The 19512-nt window shown below is 36.5% G+C and carries 15 protein-coding genes; 8 read left to right on the top strand and 7 right to left on the bottom strand.

Annotated elements, in window-relative coordinates; translation table 11 throughout:
- Positions 1–211: 211 nt before the first annotated feature.
- Complete coding sequence (locus IPI99_11150; protein MBK7341075.1) at positions 212–3241, bottom strand: PKD domain-containing protein; 3030 nt, start codon at positions 3239–3241, stop codon at positions 212–214.
- A gap of 115 nt (positions 3242–3356) precedes the next feature.
- On the opposite strand from IPI99_11150, the gene IPI99_11145 reads away from it, so the two are divergent.
- Positions 3357–4010: a hypothetical protein gene (locus tag IPI99_11145; GenBank protein ID MBK7341074.1), complete on the top strand. Its 654-nt coding sequence runs from the start codon at positions 3357–3359 to the stop codon at positions 4008–4010.
- Positions 4011–4030: 20 nt separating this feature from the next.
- Here IPI99_11145 and IPI99_11140 read toward each other — a convergent pair whose 3' ends face one another.
- Positions 4031–6472, bottom strand: coding sequence for a TonB-dependent receptor (locus IPI99_11140; GenBank protein MBK7341073.1), 2442 nt, complete (start codon positions 6470–6472; stop codon positions 4031–4033).
- Positions 6473–6594: 122 nt separating this feature from the next.
- Positions 6595–7119 (bottom strand): ATP-binding protein, encoded by a 525-nt coding sequence (locus IPI99_11135; GenBank protein MBK7341072.1) that lies wholly within the window; start codon positions 7117–7119, stop codon positions 6595–6597.
- A 4-nt stretch (positions 7120–7123) separates the two neighbouring features.
- Between IPI99_11135 and IPI99_11130 the strand changes: the two genes are divergently transcribed.
- From IPI99_11130 to IPI99_11100, 7 genes are read left to right on the top strand one after another with little or no spacing between them, the layout of a single operon-like run.
- Positions 7124–7681, top strand: a complete 558-nt coding sequence (locus tag IPI99_11130; protein ID MBK7341071.1) for a hypothetical protein — start codon at positions 7124–7126, stop codon at positions 7679–7681.
- A gap of 38 nt (positions 7682–7719) precedes the next feature.
- On the top strand, positions 7720–8607 hold the full coding sequence (era, locus tag IPI99_11125) for a GTPase Era (GenBank protein ID MBK7341070.1): 888 nt from the start codon (positions 7720–7722) through the stop codon (positions 8605–8607).
- Positions 8604–9905, top strand: coding sequence for a ribosome biogenesis GTPase Der (gene der, locus IPI99_11120; protein ID MBK7341069.1), 1302 nt, complete (start codon positions 8604–8606; stop codon positions 9903–9905). The genes era and der overlap by 4 nt, the downstream gene beginning before the upstream one ends.
- 4 nt (positions 9906–9909) lie before the next feature.
- Positions 9910–10443, top strand: coding sequence for a dTDP-4-dehydrorhamnose 3,5-epimerase (rfbC, locus tag IPI99_11115; GenBank protein MBK7341068.1), 534 nt, complete (start codon positions 9910–9912; stop codon positions 10441–10443).
- Positions 10440–11318 (top strand): dTDP-4-dehydrorhamnose reductase, encoded by an 879-nt coding sequence (rfbD, locus tag IPI99_11110; GenBank protein MBK7341067.1) that lies wholly within the window; start codon positions 10440–10442, stop codon positions 11316–11318. Before rfbC ends, rfbD begins: the two co-directional genes overlap by 4 nt.
- Positions 11315–14023 (top strand): gliding motility-associated C-terminal domain-containing protein, encoded by a 2709-nt coding sequence (locus IPI99_11105; protein MBK7341066.1) that lies wholly within the window; start codon positions 11315–11317, stop codon positions 14021–14023. Before rfbD ends, IPI99_11105 begins: the two co-directional genes overlap by 4 nt.
- A 5-nt stretch (positions 14024–14028) precedes the next feature.
- Entirely contained in the window at positions 14029–14631 is a 603-nt protein-coding gene (locus IPI99_11100) for a riboflavin synthase (protein MBK7341065.1), read from the top strand.
- Between the two features lie 8 nt (positions 14632–14639).
- On the opposite strand, the gene IPI99_11095 is transcribed toward IPI99_11100, so the two are convergent.
- Genes IPI99_11095 through accB form a run of 4 tightly spaced genes read right to left on the bottom strand, consistent with a single transcriptional unit; the run spans position 14640 to position 19510 of the window.
- The gene (locus IPI99_11095; protein ID MBK7341064.1) at positions 14640–15782 is read right to left on the bottom strand and encodes a hypothetical protein; all 1143 of its coding nucleotides are present in this window, start codon (positions 15780–15782) and stop codon (positions 14640–14642) included.
- Between the two features lie 10 nt (positions 15783–15792).
- Positions 15793–17607, bottom strand: a complete 1815-nt coding sequence (locus IPI99_11090; protein MBK7341063.1) for an ABC transporter ATP-binding protein — start codon at positions 17605–17607, stop codon at positions 15793–15795.
- Positions 17608–17631: 24 nt separating this feature from the next.
- On the bottom strand, positions 17632–18975 hold the full coding sequence (gene accC / locus IPI99_11085; protein ID MBK7341062.1) for an acetyl-CoA carboxylase biotin carboxylase subunit: 1344 nt from the start codon (positions 18973–18975) through the stop codon (positions 17632–17634).
- Between the two features lie 19 nt (positions 18976–18994).
- On the bottom strand, positions 18995–19510 hold the full coding sequence (gene accB / locus IPI99_11080; GenBank protein ID MBK7341061.1) for an acetyl-CoA carboxylase biotin carboxyl carrier protein: 516 nt from the start codon (positions 19508–19510) through the stop codon (positions 18995–18997).
- Between the last annotated feature and the right edge of the window lie 2 nt (positions 19511–19512).

The following is a 19512-nucleotide window of genomic DNA, read 5'->3' as shown; positions in this document are numbered from 1 at the left end:
TGGACTCCTCTTTTTGTATTTCCTAGACTATTTTTTTATTTCTGAACAAAGACTTTATGGATACTGACTTCAGAACCATGTTTAATTTTTAGCAGATAAGTGCCTCCAGAAAGTTGCTCCTGATCAATTGATACCTGATTTTGATCTGAAATTTGGTTTTTATACACCAACTTTCCAAACAAATCATATATTTCAAATTCGACATTTCCTTTTACAGAAGCTTCAGAACTAATATTAAAATTTCCGAAATTTGGATTTGGTACAATCGACCAGCGGTTAGATAGAACTTCCCTTGGTTTAGCATCAACAATTGGATCTCCATCAACATCACCAGATTCTTTATACTCAGAAGAGTATTCTGGGCAACGAATTGGAGATAGAACTTTGATGTAGTTGGTTTTGTAACTGAATTTGTTCCGTTTGAATTTTTTACAGCAAGTTTAACTGTGTACAAACCGGCTTTCCAGTAAGTGACACTTGGATTTTTTTCGGTTGACAATGCAGGTACGCCACCACCAAACTGCCAAGACCAATCCACTACATCTCTGGAAGATTTATCATTAAACTGAACTTCTTTTCCAGCACATACGCTAATAGTATTAGAAGAGAAATCAACTTTTGGCACGAGATAAACGGCCACAATCTCGTTGTAAGTATGTGTACCGCATTCATTTGTTACTTTAAGAGAAACCTGATACTCTCCTTCTGCACCGTACTCATGTGTAGGATTTGCTAAATTGCTAAAGGTTTGGTCTCCAAAAGCCCACTCATATGAACTAGCACCAGTGGATAAGTCATTGAAGCTAACTTTATAAGCTTTCACTGAAAAGTTGAACGATGATACAGGAGAAGCTTTAATTTTTACAAAATCTTGTTGGGCAGACAATTTCGAATCCACACCATCGCTCACTTCTAAAGAAACATTATAATTGCCTGCATTTTGGTATAGAATAGTAGGATTTGGATCGGTACTGCTGGAAGGAATTCCTCCTGGGAATGTCCATTTGAAAGCAGTAGCACCTGGGGATTTGTTAGTAAAATGTACAGTAGCAGGAGCACATGAATTATTGTCGTTGGACTCAAACACAGAATATAAACCATTAGTCACTGTGACATTTTGATAACTTGTATCACTTCCACAAGAATTTGCGGTAATCAAGCGTACACGATAAGTCCCGGAAGCAGAATAAGTATAGTCTGGGTTCTTTAAAATTGATGTACCACCATCACCAAAATCCCATTTATAATTCTTGCCGCGCTTTCCATTCTCAATAAAATTAACATTCAAGCCGGTAGGGTTAAAGTCAAATGCCGACTTCGGTATTGTATCTACATATATATAATTTTTACGATACTTACTTACGGTATAATTCGTATTGACTACAGTCAACTTTACAGAGAATGAATCAGAATATTTATAGGTTATTACGGGATTTTGTAAGGTAGAAAAATTTGGTTCTCCTCCAGGAAAATCCCACTCGTATCTTGTTACATTGTTTGAAGAGAGATTTTTAAATCTAATTGTCAGAGGTGTGCAACCATAAATAGTATCTGCTTCAAAATCAGGCACCGGTGGTGTCACGATGATAATTTTTTTCACATACTCTTTGGTACCACAAAAATTAGTTACCTTAAGTTTAACTGTGTATGTACCGTCTTTGAGGTAATCATGTACCGGATGCTCTTCATTAGAATAAGTGTTATCGCCAAACTCCCATCTGTATGTGTCTCCAAACAAAGATTGATTATTGAAATAAACCGTCCTACCATCGATAGTTTCTTCAAAATAAGGAACTACTGCATCATAAACTTGAATGTAATCAGTAAAAGTAGTCTCATCATCTCCATATCCATTAGTCACTTTTAAAGTTACACTGTATAATCCACCTGTGGAGTAAGTAACAACAGGATTTTGAGCAGTTGAAGTTGCAGGAGATCCACCGTCAAATGTCCACAACCAGCTAGTTGGAGCGCCAATAGATAAATCTCTGAAAGTTACTTTCAAAGGTGCACATCCGATCTTTGGATCAGCTGAAAAACCAGCCGTTGGAGGTGTCCCTGAGCTGCAAGGGTCCAAGCACCACCTGCTATTAATGTGATTATCAATATCTGTAATTGAAGCTGAAGACCAGGTACTAGAACCGTTTACTGCAGGAGCCATTATATATGGGCTACCACTTGCGTCGTGTCCAGCTCCAAAATTATGGCCAACTTCATGAGCTTGAAGTTGACGTAAAGTGCCTGAAGCCGTAGTGTATGCACTGCATACATTATATCGATTCGAAGTACAAACGACTGCTACCCAAGCCAAACCAACAGCTCCGGAAGTATACTTTCTTGTCCATGCAGTTGCAAAATCATAGCTTGCCCCACCATATCCTCCACCGTTTGCCCAACTGAGATGAGTGTTCAGGTGCGTATTTATATTATTCACAGAATTCCAAGGGTCAGACCCAGAACTAGTAGCTACATAAATAGCAGAAACTGACATTTCTACATCAGTAGAAAATTCTGTATCATAATTCGTCTCCACCAAAGCCAGAATACCTGAACACCAGTTCTCCACATTTGTAGAATTATTTCCTTGCCATGTAAAAATGGTCATGTCATTCGCAAGTGCTGCTTCCACACTAACACATCCAGCTCTTCTCCCAGCATGTTCATCACCAAAATCACGATGCTTGTCCATTTCTGACTTGTACATGTCATAGGCGCAAGACACATTTTCATGAGGAATAACCATTTCCTCAGAATAAACTAAAAATTGATTATCCTCGGCACTCCCAGCAGTATAACGAGCTGGCTCGATCAAATATAATTTTCCTTCATGTCTAACGGAGCCTAATAAGAAACCATTTGAAACAGCTATGAAAGCTACACCATTGTCAGAACTTCTATTGTAACCTCTGTAAAATTTCAAATTAGGATCTTTCTTCCTAACATCTACTCCCCCATCCTTGCCAATAAGCAACTTATAATCGGAAGACATCATGTCAAATTCAAATAAATCCAAATCCCATACCAGCCCATCAAAATCTAGATGAAGTTTCTGCTGATTTCCCCTTCTTTGTAAACTTTTCTGGATATCAGAAACGTTAATAGAGAACATTTTTGCACCTCTGAAAACTTTATCAACTTCAACCTGGGATTGTGTCATTGGTGGAAGTGGAAAAAACTTCTGGGCATTCAATTGAACTCCCAAGAGGATCAGAAATAATAGAAAAAAGGAACTTTTGTGCATAAAGATTTTTGTTAATTTTCTGAAATAAAGTTAGCAAATGCGAAAATACTCAATTTTTGAAAATTAAATTTGCATTCATTTTTATTTTAAGATTATTTAAATTTATAATTTTTTTATGTTATTGATTATCAGGCATTTACATATCAATAAAATATTTAGGGTAGCAATTCTTATTGCAGGCGTAAGTATTTTATTCTGTCTACCTGCAAATGCGCAGAAAAGTAAGAAGCAATTGAGCAAAGAAAAGTCAAAATCCAAAAGCTTTGATTGGCAGGAAAAAGTATGGTTCGGAGGAGGCCTGGGATTGAGTTTTAGCAGTGCATACCTTTCGAATAATGCACCAGGTCAAGTGTTTAATATATCTCTTTCTCCAATGGCAGGTTATAAGATTAAATCCTTTTGGTCTGTAGGTCCCAGGATTTCTTATTCATATACCAATGCAAGATTTGATAATGGCGAAATATTGAAACTTTCGATTCATGACGTTGGAGCAGGACTTTTTACCCGCCTAAAATTCTTCAAACTTTTCTTTGTTCATGGAGAATACGAGTCTGCATGGACACGAGAACTGACCGGCTACCTTACCTCAAACAACAAGCTCGAAACAATCGGAGTAAGAAAAGACCATATCTATGGAGGCTTAGGTTATAACAGTTCCGGAGATTCGGATTTCGGATACGAAATCTATATCCTGTACGATTTCTTAGCTGAAGACAATACAATTCAATTACCGATAACGTTTAGAGCAGGATTGACCTATAGATTTTAGCTTAGCTCTGAAATTACGGTTCATTGTATTAACCAATGTAGACTTAGATTCCAATGGCGCAAAGCTTGTGGATAAATTGCTTTTGCTATGTGCAAAAAATCAGCATCTTTTTGTATGATATAAGGATCATTGTCCTTGATAGGATTGACTGTACCGTATGTATATGTCCAACCATTTGAAGAGTATTTTTGATCCCAAAGATTGTTCAACACAAATTTTAAAGACAATGGATTTTTAAACCATTTGGAACCATCTACCAAAATAAAGAAATTTCCATAATTGAAAGAAGGTATTAGAACTGAATTTCGGCCTGAATTATCAAGATATTGCTGTCCGACAAATTTGTGTTCATATCCAATACTGAAATCGGTCTTCCATGATTTTAATCCTTTCCATTTTAAATTTTGTGAGAAAAACATCATGGTTTCCGGTGAATATGCTAAAGGTGCATTTTTAACTTCAATTTCCTGGTTCCTGATGACATTGAAATCGTCATCATATACTGGGTATGAAAACAAATACTCTCGAGTTCGATGAATGCTTTTCTGAAAAGAAAAATAGCTTTCACCCCATCTTGGTTTATAAGTTAAATCACATTCTACGCCTGACCTCAGTGCATTTTGCAAATTAATCCGTATTGGTTCACCCACTTGATTGAGTTTACCGGAATATCCTAAAAGATCAAAATAGTTCATCCCAAAAAAGTTTACACTCCACTTTATTGTGGAACGCTCCCCTACTACTCCAAGTTCGATGTCCAACAACTCTTCATTTCGAACACCGGGATTATTTAATAAATCATCCCGAAAGGGTTCCTTTTGGTAATAAGCCATACTTCCGCTTAGCGTCATATGTTTGCCAATATTAAAGTGAATAAAACCCAGAGGATTCAAGTAACTTGTATTATATAGTAAAGTTATATTGCCATAATCGTCATGACTACCCCGTGTTGAATAAGAAACTGTCTTGAACAATAGTTCAGCGCCAAAAATCCAATTCTTGTCTTTAGAAAATTTCTGTATTTTGAAGAAACTGCTCACTTCATGTTTCAGTCCGTTATTATCATAGTATAAATCCTTAAGATATTCAGGCTCAGAAACAAATACTGTCGGCACAATTCCAAAGTGCTTTCCATAATAAATTGAACCTGTTAAACCTATGGAATAATCGATGGTTTTCGTGAATGAATTTCTATATTCTAATTGTGTAAATCCAAAAATATTCTCCAACCATTTTTGTCTAATTAAATCAGCAGATGCAGAATCCTTATGATAAATTTTATAATCACTTAAATTTTGTCCTTGTTTATAATTTTCATAAAATCCTCTACCATAAGTGATGTTATATGTAAAATTGAACTGTCCTTTTTTTCTGACCTTTCGGTTGAAGAAAAACTGTAAATGGCTTTGTTTATATTGATCTATATCATGATAAGGATCATTAGGAGCTTCTGTGCCTGCAAAATTGAAAGTAATTTTTTTCTTGTCCTCTAGGAAACTTTCTGGAACCCCAAACCATGCTTGCCCTGTAGTTTCTTTGCCATGCAAGAGGTTTATCCGCCAGGAATAAACAGGATGTATTCTTGCAACACTGAGATAAAATGACCTCAATCTAGAGTCGGATCTTTGAATAAAACCGTCTGAATTTTGAAGACTCACACGACCTTCCAGTTCGTATTTGTTTTCTAATAAACCAGAATTAGCCACCAAGCTCAGTTTTTGACTATTGTATGATCCTATACCGACTTTCACAGCTAAAAATGGCTTCAAGTGCAGTTTATTGATGTTGAGCTGAATTGCAGGTCCAAATGCTCCCGGACCGGACCTCAATGGCGCGTTTCCTTTGAAAATCTGAATTTGCTCAGCGCTCGACATGATATCACTAAAATCCACATAATAGTTTAATGAGGATTCGGCATCAGTGATCGGTATACCGTTAATATTAAGTTGCAAATGACTAGGATCAATACCGCGAATTCTGATTTGACTATAGCCTATACCATTCCCTGCATCTGAGCTCAAAAGCACTGAAGACAAATGATTCATGTTGTATATAAATTCTTTGTCTGCATCTCGTTGGATCAAGCTTTCAGAATCCAGTACTACCCTATTGGCGCTACGCTCAGCACCCCAATTGATGGCACTAATTTGAACTTCATCGAACTGAACCCTGCGTTCTAAAATATAATCTTCTGAAACATTGCTACCATCAACCACCAATGTCCTATACTCTACATCATATTGATAATCAATTGCTAAAGCGTATTTTCCGTTTGGAATGTTTTCAAAATAAAAATACCCTTTCTCATCTGTATGGCTGCTAAGCTGTAGTTGAGTCAGATTGACTTCGAGGCCAATAAAGGGCTTTTGATCAGAATCTATGACGTGACCAATGATTTTATATTGGCCAAATGACACAAAGTCCGAAATTAAAAATGAAATAATAAATAAATACCTCTGCATAATTCGTCAAAAGGAGTGTTTTGACGCATCTCTCTTTCCTCTGCAAAATTACTTGCCCAGGTTCTGAGGGTATATTCTCAGCCGGTGAAAATCACTTATACGGCACCCCTTTGATCACAAAGTTACAAAAATTTGCTCTTCTGAATCATAGTCCATATACATTGATTGATACGTTTGGCTCCGAAGCCTTCTATAATAGTAAATGGAAGTTGACGAAATTGTAAAGTTTTTATAAAATATTTGAAAATTTCTGCGCGATCGAATGGATTTTCTCTCAGAGAATCGAATTCCCAAGGCAAATCAGCTTGAAGTAATAAATGATGTGTTGGTGGTTGTTTTCTGTAACAAGCTTCAATTTTCGAAGAAACTTTTCCATATTTGAGCTCACTCCATACCAAGATATTGAGTAAATCTGTATCCAATATTAAAGGTTTCCCTGTACTTTGTTCATGCGCTCTCAATATCATTTCCAGCTGGCCATCTGCAATGTTATCCAAATCATCTGGTGCATAAGAACGCCTTAATTGGTTGAGATAGCTTCGGGAATATTCTGGAATCCATGTACCTTTGCATAAGGTAGCCAGTCTCATGGACAAATATGTTTTTCCGGTTGATTCCGGACCTGAAATTGTAAAATTACCTGCCATATTTATGCATGATATAGAACCATTTTACATTTGGATGGATTTGTACAACAGTACTGAAGATGAAAGATCCCCATTCTTCGGTCAAACATACAATGAATTCGAATATGAAAAAAAGGTTTATAATTATTTTATTCATCCTCATTGGGATGAATTCGGAGCTGAGAATTTATTTTTAAAAATAATATATTCAGATTATGAAGAAGGTTTTGCCATTATAGAATTCATAGGAGAATGGAATGATGCATTGGGAAATGACATTATGTTTTTAAAAAGAGATGTTATAGAAAAATTAATGAATCAAGGAATATTTAAATTTATCACTTTAATGGAACATGTGCTCAACTTTCATGCTTCAGATGATTCATACTATGAAGAGTGGAATGAAGAAGTAGCTGAAGAAAATGGATGGATTTGCTTTATAAATACTCTGGATCATGTTTCAGATGAAATGAAAACAGTTGGATTACAAAGACACATTCATTTTGGGAAAAAATGGAATGACCTCAATTGGAGAAAAATGAATCCAAATGCTTTATACGATTGGGTTCTTCAAAGAATTTAGTCTTTGTATTAATTTTTTTTATGATTGAAAAGAATAAAATGAAATCAGGATTTATAAATATAATTGGCTCCCCAAACGCTGGCAAATCAACATTGCTCAATGCTTTAATGCAGGACAAATGGGCCATCACGAGTCCAAAGCCGCAAACGACCCGGCAAAGATTGTTGGTGGTAAGAAATGAGGGGGACAATCAGTTTATATTTTCTGACAGTCCGGGATATATTGCAAGTGCCAGTTACAAACTACATCATGCAATGAATAATGAAATTGAAGGTATGAAAAATGATGCCGATGTTTTTCTGCTTGTCATTGATCCGACAGATAAACACGGTATCCACCCCTATTTGGTCAACATGCTAAAAAAAAGTGAAGTTCCAGCTATTATAATTATCAATAAAATCGATATCGCAAATTCTGAACAAATCCAGAATTTGAAACAGGAATTGCAGAAATTGGAGCTTGGAGACAATGTCTATGAAATGTCTGCACTCAGTCAGGAAGCTATAGAACCCTTATTACAAAAATTATCTGATTTCTTACCGGAACATCCATTCTACTTTGATAGCGAGACAAGTAGTGATAAATCAGTGCGCTTTTTTATTGCAGAGCTAATTCGCGAAAAAATATTTCAATTATTCAGCGACGAGATACCTTATAGTGTAATAGTTTCAGTTGATAGTTGCAAAGGAGTGGATGACAATAGTGAGATGGCAAAAATTGAAGCTCGTATTTTTGTGAATAAATCTTCTCAACTTGCAATCATAGTTGGAAAAAATGGAGCAAAAATTAAAGAACTAGGAATTCAAAGCCGGCTGGAAATTGAAAAATTCCTGAGACAAAAAGTTCATTTAGGCTTGACTGCCAAACTAAAAGAAAATTGGCGTGAAGATCAATCGTTTATTACTAAAATTGGCATGAAACCATGAGTTATACATTTGCAATCGTCGGAAGACCAAATGTCGGGAAATCGACTTTATTCAATAGACTAACAGGTAGCAATCAAGCGATTGTGGATGATGTGAGTGGAGTCACCAGAGATCGAATTTATGGGAGTTCTCACTGGAATGGAAAAGAGTTTTTGGTTGTGGATACAGGAGGTATCGTAGAGCGTTCACATGATATTTTTGAAAAAAACATTAAAAAACAGGTAGATTTTGCGGTTGAAGAATCCTCTGCAATCATATTTGTTGTTGACGCGAGTACGGGAATGACTGATGCGGATGAATATATCGCGCGTATGCTGAGATCCTCACAAAAAAAAGTATTTCTTACCGTTAACAAAGTTGACAACCACGAAAGACTTTTGATGTCTCACGAATTTTGGTCACTTGGATTTGATGAGTTGTTTCCGATAGCAAGCGTTTCAGGTAGTGGTACAGGAGAATTACTTGATGCCATAACATCCATCATTCCTGCTTCTGAAATACTGCCTGAGGACATTCCAAAGTTTGCTATCATCGGTCAGCCAAATGTAGGAAAATCTTCCCTCGTCAATGCTTTTCTAGGAGAAGATAGAAACATTGTTACTGAAATTGCAGGCACAACGCGAGATCCGGTTCATTCCAGATATACGAAGTTTGGTAAAGATTTTATTTTAATAGATACTGCAGGTATTCGCAAGAAAAATAAAGTGACTGAAGATCTGGAATTTTATTCGGTCTTAAGAGCCATCAGGGCAATTGAAGAAGCTGATGTATGCTTTTTAGTGATTGATGCTACTCTGGGGATCGAAGCTCAAGATATGGAACTTTTTTCTTTAGTCGTAAAGCGGAACAAAGGCATAATCATCTTGGTTAACAAATGGGATCTGGTTGAAAAAGATACAAATACTGCAGTTCAGTTTGAAAGAACAATTAAACTGAAATTGGCGCCCTTTACAGACGTTCCCATTTTATTCATCAGTGCACTGGAAAAGCAACGTATTTTTCAGTCAATTGAGTTAGGAATTAAGGTTTATCACTTAAGACAGCAGAAAATTAAAACATCAGAATTAAACGACAAAGTTCTGGAGGCAATCCAAAAATTTCCACCGGCTTCCTACCGCAATCATTTGATAAAAATCAAGTACGTCACACAAATAGATAAAGAGTATCCGGTGTTTGCGTTCTTTTCGAATTATCCAGATCAGATAAAAGGAAGTTACAAACAATTTTTAGAGAACCAAATGAGATCATTATTTGAACTTACCGGTGTACCAATCAGATTGGTTTTCAAAGAAAAATAATCTTATGCTATTCGAAAAAACAAGAATAAATGGAATTATCATCATTCGACCAAAAGTTTTTCAAGATGAACGAGGATATTTTGTTGAAACGTTTAATCAAGAGAAATGCCCGGATGATTTGAAAAATATAAACTTTGTGCAGGATAATGAATCTTGCTCCAATTATGGGGTTATAAGGGGATTACACTTCCAGGAAGGGACTTATGCTCAAGCGAAATTGGTCAGAGTCATCAAAGGAAGAGTGCTTGATGTCGTACTGGATCTTAGAATAGATAGTGAGACTTATGGTCAAACTTTTAGCATTGAACTTTCGGGTGAAAACAAAACTCAAATGTTTATACCAAGAGGATTTGCACATGGGTATTCAGTATTGCAAGACGATAGCATATTCGCTTACAAATGCGATAATTATTACCGCAAGGAAACAGAAAAAGGTATAAATCCAATGGACTCATCACTCCAAATCGATTGGAGAATTCCTAGAGAACATCATATCATCTCTGAAAAAGACAGAGCCTGGCCAGTTTTAATCAAATGAGTAGAATTTTAATAAGCGGATCAAATGGCCAGTTAGGACAGGAATTTGGACGATTGGTGCCAAATACTCCTGAACATGATTTTTTCCTAATGGATAGTACTCATTGGGATATTACCAACAGTGTCCAATCAAAACAAATATTCGAAATAATACAACCCCAATTTCTCATCAACTGTGCCGCTTATACAAAGGTAGATTTAGCAGAGTCGGAGAAAGATAAGTGTTTTGAAATTAATCATATGGCTGTGGAATCTCTTGCCTTGCTGTCTAAAGAGCACAACACACAGATGGTACATATATCTACGGATTATGTATTTCACTCTGAAACGCATCGTGTGGATGGAATGTTAGAAACAGACCTATGCAAGCCAAAAACAGTTTATGGTCAATCCAAATTGTCAGGCGAAATCGCGTTGAAAGAATTATGGGAAAAACATTATATCATTCGATCGTCCTGGATTTACTCGGAGTTTGGACATAACTTCGTAAAAACAATGCTCAGACTTGCTCAAAGTAAACCGGAGATTCATGTTGTTAGTGATCAAATGGGTTCACCGACGTATGCGCTTGAACTCGCGAAAGGGATCATTCATCTCATTTCTACTGTAAATTCAGAAGGCCATGATCTATTCGGCACATATCATTTCGCAAATCAAGGGTCGAGTACATGGTTTGATTTTGCAAAGGAAATATTTAAAATACAGAACTTACAAACTAATGTTTTGCCAATCACGACAGCAGATTTTAACGCTGCAGCAAGTCGTCCACATTATAGTGTTTTAAATTGTGATAAATTTACATCTACATTTGATTATAAAATACCGCAATGGGAAGATTCATTGAAACAATGCTTGTATAAAATGCCAAATAAATGAAACACCTGAATCTTACAATATTATGTATAAATTTAATAATCAGTACTTCTGCTTTAGCAACCCACAATAGGGCTGGTGAGATACGAGTAAAACAGCTCTCAGATTATACGCTGGAGGCCACAGTAATCACTTTTACAAAAGAATCAAGTTTCGCGGCGGATAGAGATAGTATAGTCATTGATTGGGGTGATGGCACATTTTCCAAAGTTGTCAGATCAAATCAATTTGGTGAATCTTTGGGAAATGATGTTAAAAAAAATACCTACGTGGCGACACATAACTATGCTGGACGTGGAACATACATAATTGGTTTTTTTGACCCAAACAGAATTTCTGATATTGTTAATCTAGATCCACCCAATTCAGTAAATATTCCGTTTTATGTTCAGACCGTTTTTACAATTTTGAATCCAGCATTTCAAGGATACAATCAAACGGTTGAGTTGGTGCAATACCCGATTGATTTCGCTTGTCTGAATCAAGTATTTGTTCATAATCCCGCAGCTAATGATCCTGATAGTGATAGTTTAACGTTTGTTTTAAGCACTCCTTTGATGGATAAAAACAGCCCAGCACCCAATTACTCTTTGCCTTCTCAAATTAGACCCGGTCTTGATAACCAGTTGAGTCTTGATCCAAAAACCGGTACTATCATTTGGAATTCGCCAAAACAACCCGGTGAGTATAATCTGAGTTTCATTGTGCAAGAGTGGAGAGCTGGAGTGTTGATAGCATCAACAATTCGAGATATGCAAATACTGGTTAAAGACGATTGCAAAAATAACCAACCACCAACGATTGCTGGCGTTACTGATACTTGTATACTCGTCGGAACTCCGATAGATATCAAATTTAGAATATCGGATCCTGACACCGCGATAGGTTCCAAAAGGGTTAAATTGGTTTACTCAGGCTCTGCTTTTGGTTTAAATAATCCGCCTATGATCACAGCCCCATCTTCTTATCAGGATACTTCATTTGTCGCCAGATTTCAATGGACACCAGATTGTAATCATGTAAGCAACAATTACTATGTATTTGTTCTAAAGGCTACAGATAACTTTCTAGATAGCACTGGCGCTGTAGATATCCATACTTTCAGGGTAAAAGTGATAGCCCCTTCTCCTGATAACTTGTCTTTGAACAGTGAGCAGGGTCGTAATATTTTAACTTGGAATTTTCCTTATTTATGTGACCAAGCAACTGATTTTAGAGGATTTTCAATTTGGCGCTCAGATCGGTCTACAAATATTCTCCAAGATACTTGCAACGCCGATCTCAGTGTTTTCTCTTACAAGCAAATCGCCTATTCAGTCGAAGAAATATCAGGTTCTACTTATGTCTATAAGGACACTAGTATCACTTCCACATCAACATATTGTTATCGGATCCAGGCAGAGTATTCGAAATTGAGTACACAGAATTTCCCATATAATTTCACTCATTCATTAAGTTCAAATGAGGTCTGTTATTTTCAAAATGAAAATTCACCTTCGATCACAATGGTGGATATAGACAAGACTAACTCATTGACTGGTGAAATCATAATTCAATGGAAGAACTATTTCTTATCCTCTCTTGACACAAGCAATTTTGAAGCACCATATGAACAATCCATTGAAGAAAAATATCCGAATCAGCAGTGGATGCAAGTACCCGGTTCATTAAAACTATACAACAGTAGAAATGAAATTTGGGACAGCAGTTTTGTATTAAACAATACAAATACATTATCATTACAACATGAGTTTAGGGTAAGTGTAAAAGATCAAAATTCGAAAACGGTTTATTCAAATCCGGCCCAATCCATTTTTTTAACTGCAATCACAGGGGATTCAAACATCAATTTACATTGGAAAGAATTAGTACCTTGGCAAAATATTTCTTATGAAGTTTTTAGAAAAGACCCCGGATCAAGTATTTTTAAAAAAATTTCAGAAACCAACAAACAAAACTATATTGACAATAATGTGACATTGGACAGTCAGTATTGTTACTATATTAGGACAACGGGTATATTTCGAATTTCAAATATTCAAGATTCTACTTTTAATCGATCCAATATAAATTGTGTTTATGCCAAAGACAACAGACCTCCATGTTGTGCACAACTAAAGCTATCCGAGCCCTGTGATGAGATAGATGAACACAAGCCTTCATTTGTGGTAAAGTTGGATTGGGACAATCCAAATAATTCTTGTCCAAAAAAATCTGCATCACTCATTAGACTTTACAAAGTAGATATTCTTAGCGCACAACTAATAGATTCTATGGATTTCGACATCTCACATACAGGCGGATATATTGATCCAATCAACACAACTCGCCCAGCATGTTATAAGATAGCATCATTTGATGCAAATGGGATGAAATGCACACAAGAATCAGCATTATGTCCTGACTTGTGTTTTAAGTATGAACTTCCGAATAGCTTTACACCAAATGGAGATCATTATAATGACATGTTTGTGCCGACACAAAATTTGTTTGTTCAATCTGTTGATTTTAAGGTGCTCAATCAATGGGGTGGATTAGTTTTTGAAACACAGGATCCAGAAATTAACTGGGATGGAAAAAACAAAAATGGTAAACTATTGGCTTCAGGAACTTACTATTACACTTGTCGCATAGATCCATATTACAATGTTTCAACTAGTAAGCAAAAATTGAATTTGTCAGGATTTATTGAACTGTTACACCAATAATTTATATGTTTACAGGAATAATTACTTTACAGGCAAAAATTCTAGAGCTAAAGAAATCAGGTACGAATCTTCAATTTACATTATCTGCCGATTTACCGAAAGAAATCGGTGTCAATGATTCAATAGCTCATGATGGCGTATGTCTAACCCTTATCCAACGCAGGGGACGTACTTATAAAGTTGAAGCTATCCAAGAGACATTAAAGATTTCTACTTTAAGTGAAAAGAATGTAGGTGATGTTCTAAATCTTGAAGTCCCGCTGAAAATGAACCAATATCTTCATGGACATACAGTGCAAGGTCATGTAGATGGGAAGATAAAATTACAAAAAATTATCACAAATGAGGGAAGTCACAACTTACGGTTCGGGTTTCAGAAAAAAGCAATACCATTTATCTTGCATAAGGGATCTATTTGCATTAATGGAGTCAGTTTGACGGTCTCTAAAGTTAACTATAATAAGAGGTATTTTGAGGTAAGCATCATTCCCCACACCTGGACTAAAACCAATTTGTCAAAACTGACTCTACAAGAGAAAGCAAATGTAGAATATGACTTGATGCTAAAATACTTACATCAAATGCAAAAAATTAATATTAAAAATTAATTTGTTCCTTACCTTCCAATTAGCATCAATGGTAGGTTGTAAACTTGGTTGTTGGATGATTTACATTGGATAATATAGGCTGAACTTACTTCTCCAGTCCAATTTAACTCAACAGGTTCTTTACTGGATATAGTTATTTCCGGAAACACTCTTAATACACTTCCATTTAAGTCCATTATACTCACCACACCTTTCCAAATATCGACATCTCCCTGATTGAGAGAGATCTTTGGTTTTTGTCCAATATACAATGGATTATTTAATAACGAAAAAGAAACTCTTCCGAAATTAAGGTCTTCCGATGAAACAGCAAATGGATCACCTTTATACTGTATCGAAAGCATGTTGCCAGTAGAATCAGCGGAAATGGAAAGCACCGGTCCCTTTGCCTCATCACTCCAAAATCTATAATTATAAGTTGTTCCTATATCTAACAGTCCTTGCAAAAGAGGTTCCGCGAGCGTAGTTACATCTACCCAACCTATGAAGCCTATCAAAACTTCAACTGTATTTTTGTTTTGTGTAACAACTTTCTCCCTCAAGACACTCCAAGTTCTACGCGGCAATTTTACTTTACCCCAAGCATCAACGGTGTGTTCAATAGACTGAACATTTTTAATTCTAAAAGAATCAAATTTCAATGGAAGCATATTCAATAAACTATCAGGCAGTAAATTGCTTGGTAGAGTGATCAAATTTGGAATGTCTCCTGTATAAGTGTCCCCATAATTAAGTGGAAGTTTTAGAACTTTTACAATTGTCGGATAAATGTTTGCGCCGCCAAAACCAGGTATTGGGCCTCCACTTTGAGTATAAGTTCCTAATTCGTTCAGACCAGAAGAACTAGAAATATAATACCTTTCTTGTCCGTTTGACCTCAACATCAGATTCGACATTGGAAAACTTGCGCTCCCCTGTCCTTGTGAGGGTTCTCGATAAATATCCTTTCTATATGTGATTACACCTAATGAACTAAAGTCCCAAAATTGATCAATACCTGCAGGCGTGACTTTTACTGAGCTAAAATTTGTATCAACGACAAATGTGATGGTGTCCCCCGGAATAGGTAAAATCCGAGCTGTCACAGTGGTTTGAGCAAATGAAATGCTACTTATTGCTAAACAAACTGCTATTAATTTATAAATTTTCATAATACTACATTTACATGGTTTGCAATTCAACAAATTTACGATATTCTCCATTCTTGTCCAATAATTCAGCATGGTTGCCTGATTCCACGATTCTGCCATCTGACATCACATATATCCTGTCCACTTTTTGGATTGTAGATAATCTATGTGCAATCACAATAGCAGTACGGTCCTTCAGCATTCCATCCATAGCATCTTGTACAAACTTTTCGGATGCAGAATCTAATGCAGATGTAGCTTCATCCAAAATAAGTATTTCCGCATTTTTGTAAATGGCTCTTGCTAATGTCAACCTTTGTCTTTGGCCTCCACTGAGTTTGGTACCTCTGTCACCAATATTAAAATCTAAACCTTTTCCCTCTTCTGTGATAAATTCGAATGAATGTGACAATTTCATAGCACTTTCCAAATCTGCTTTATTCCTCTGTTGGCCAAATAAAATATTATCCTCAATTGTATCATTAAAAAGTATAGCCTCCTGAGTGACCATACCTATAATTTTGCGTAAGGATTCTATTTTAATATTTTTGAGCGCAATTCCGTCTATCAGAATATCTCCTTCCTGAATGTCATGAAATCGGGACAGCACATCCACCAATGTAGTTTTCCCGGACCCTGAAGAACCTACCAGGGCAATTTTTTCGCCTTTCCCAATTTTCAAATTTATATTCTTCAGTACATATTCTTGGGTACCCGGATACTTAAAACTCACATTCCTGAATTCTATATCATAATCAAATGTTTCCTTGGGCTGAGCGTCGTCTTGATCCCTGATGGTTTCTTCAACTTTCAAAACAGCTTGAATTCTCTGGAGCGCTGCCATCCCTTTTTGAACATTAAAATAAGACGCTGACAGGGTTTTTGAAGGTTCGATCACATTAAAGAATGCGTAAATGAACGCTAAAAATGACGAAGCCTCCAATTTACTTGAAAACACTAAGCTGGCACCATACCATAATAATATACTCACGATCACTATCCCGAGAAATTCGGATAGAGGTGGTGCAAGTTCTCTTCGTCTGTGAATCTTCACAACAAGATCCCGATATTTTTTTAAAATCCGTTCAAATCTACCAATGATATAGGATTCACTTCCAAATGCTTTGATTATCCGAATTCCACCAAGACTTTCTTCTTGTACTGAAATCAACTCCCCAAATTCCTCCTGTGCCAGCACTGCATTCTTCTTCAATGATCTGGATATTCCTCCAATCACAAAAGCTGTAATAAACAACAGAACTAAGACAAAAAGTGTCAGGGGCAAACTGATGTATGTCATAAAAGCAATACTGCCAATTATTATCAGTGGATCTTTCACCCAAGACTCCAAAGTAGAAAGTAATGTCCATTCTACATCCTGGACATCAGCTGTCATGCGCGCAATCAAATCGCCCTTTCTTTCTTCGGAAAAATAAGCAAGTGGCAAATTGACAAATTTTCTAAATAATTCAGATCTAGTATCCCTAATTAATCCAGCTTTGATTGGCGCAACTATATATATTGCAGAGTATCTGAATAAATTTTTTAAAAAAAATATCCCACAGATCAGCAAACAAATGATGGTGAGTGCATCTTTCTTGGGCATGCCGTTGACCCAAACTGAAAACTGATATTTGAGCGATTGAATAAAAGTCATTACAGAATTAATCTCTTGAGGTTTTTCCACCGCATTCGTTGCCTGAAAAAACAACATCTCAAATAGTGGTATAATAGCAGGTATACTGACCACAGTGAATATTGCAGTGAATAAATAGCAAATCAAATACAAAACCACTGAAGATTTGTAATTTTTGAGTTTGCTGAGGTAGTTTAAAAATTCCTTCATTACCAGACAGACAACAATCGTCTGCTATTCCTTTTCCAGTTTGAAAGTATTTAGAAATCCAGTATTAAAATTTCCTTTACGAAATTCCTCATTCTTCATGAGCTGTTTATGAAACGGCAAAGTAGTCTTGATTCCTTCTATTATAAATTCATCTAATGCTCTTTCCATTTTTGTGATACATTCTTCCCGAGTTTGAGCTTTGCAAATCAACTTTGCTATCATGGAATCATAATAAGGTGGCACTGAGTAACCAGCGTAAACATGAGTGTCTACTCGAACACCATGGCCTTTGGAAGTATGCAACGATGTTATTTTACCCGGACTTGGTCTAAAATCTGCATAAACGTCCTCCGCATTGATCCTAACTTCAATAGCATGCATGTTTGGATAATAATTCTTTCCGCTGATTGGTATGCCTGCTGCTACTTTAATCTGTTCTTTAATCAAGTCATGATCGATGACTTCTTCTGTTACGGGATGCTCCACTTGAATTCTGGTATTCATCTCCATAAAATAAAAATTACGATGTTTATCCACCAGAAATTCCACAGTGCCCACACCTTCATAACGTATGGATTGACCTGCTTTCACTGCGGCCTCCCCCATTTTCTCTCTGAGCTCATCTGTCATAAATGGAGATGGACTCTCTTCAACCAATTTTTGATGTCTTCTTTGTATTGAACAATCTCTCTCTGAAAGATGAACTACTCTACCGAACTGATCACCTACTATCTGAAATTCTATGTGTCGCGGCTCTTCTACAAATTTTTCCATGTAGATTCCATCATTGGCAAATGCAGCTTTAGCTTCCTGCCGCGCAATGTTCCACATGTCTTCGAAGTCTTCTTCTTTCCAAACAATCCGCATCCCTCTACCTCCACCTCCTGCAGTTGCCTTCAGGATGATGGGATAACCTATTTCAATAGCAAGCTTTTTACCTTGTTTGACATCTTTCAAAAGACCATCTGAACCCGGCACAACAGGCACGCCTGCCTTTATCATTGTTTCTTTTGCAGTGATTTTGTCACCCATTTTTCTGATTTGCTCAGGGGTTGGTCCTATAAATTTGATACCATACTCTTTACAAATTTCAGCAAACTCAGCATTTTCAGCTAAAAATCCATAACCTGGGTGAACTGCGTCAGCGTTGGTAATTTCTACCGCAGCCATAATTTTAGGTATGCTTAGATAGGATTGAGAACTCGCAGGCGGACCTATACATACCGCTTCATCAGCAAATCTCACATGGAGACTTTCGCGATCTGCCGTAGAATAGATGGCAACTGTTTTAATTCCCATCTCTTTACAGGTTCGTATAATTCGCAAGGCAATCTCACCGCGATTGGCGATCAGGATTTTTTGAAACATCTGAGTATTAATTTAAAAATTAAGGTTCAACTAGGAACAAAATTTGATCGAATTCGACCGGAGTAGCGTCTTCAACCAATATTTTAACAATTGTACCTTTAACTTCACTTTCTATTTCATTGAAAAGCTTCATCGCTTCGATAATGCACACAGTACTTCCAACATCTACTTTGTCACCAACTTTTACAAATTGCGGTTTATCAGGCGAAGGTGATCTATAGAAAGTGCCCACCATAGGTGATTTAATCTGTAACAACTTTGATGTATCTTCAGATGCCTTAGGAGGATTGGAAGATGGCGCAATTTTCTCAATCACTTGACTATTCGTTTCAGTGGCAGCTGGCGCAGAGATTACGGTTGCCGGAGGTGACAAAACAACCTGAGGCTGTGTATACGAAACCACGTTTCCTTCAGTACGCGTTTCTCCTTTACCAGTTTTGATTTTAATTTCGAAATCTGCGTTTTTGTACTTGAAATATGAAATTTCAGACTTGTTGAGTTGACGGATCAGTTCTTGAATTTCTTTAAAGTTCATTG

The sequence above is a fragment of the Saprospiraceae bacterium genome, from assembly GCA_016710235.1.
Taxonomy (GTDB): domain Bacteria; phylum Bacteroidota; class Bacteroidia; order Chitinophagales; family Saprospiraceae; genus Vicinibacter.
This window is presented reverse-complemented; position numbering and strand designations above follow the sequence as displayed.